The organism is Monashia sp. HAY1-5C, from assembly GCF_056755255.1.
On sequence record NZ_JBPGXG010000290.1, the window covers coordinates 1 to 417 of the forward strand.

Annotated in this window: 1 protein-coding gene; it reads right to left on the bottom strand. The window is 65.9% G+C overall.

What is annotated here, in order from left to right; translation table 11 throughout:
- A partial coding sequence (locus tag ACR9ZK_RS21705; protein WP_481344031.1) for a hypothetical protein occupies positions 1 to 417 on the bottom strand: 417 nt, incomplete at both ends.

The following is a 417-nucleotide window of genomic DNA, read 5'->3' on the forward strand; positions in this document are numbered from 1 at the left end:
CTCGTAGACCATTTCTTCGTCGAGCTCGCCCACCCGGCGTCCGCCCTTCGCGGCGCGGGCAGAGGCCGTTGGTTCACTGCCGTCCGAACTGGCCGGGGAGGACGAGCCTTCAACTTCGGTGCCGATGATGTAGACGCCGAACAAACCCCGGTCCGGGATGGTGCCGCCGGAAGTGACCGCCAGCCGTTGCGCACCCGGCCTGCCTTCGATGGTGCCTGCATGGCGGTCCCAAATGATGCGTGGTCGGAGTTCAGCGAATTCATCGGAGGGGTATCGGCCGGCCAACAGGTCCAGGGTGGCCTCGAACGCAGAGCGGGGGAGGCTGGCGAACGGTGCCGATCGACGCACCGTACTGAACCACTCCTCGACTTCGATACTTCCCAACGCCGTGGCCGCGACCGTTTGCTGGGCCAGGAT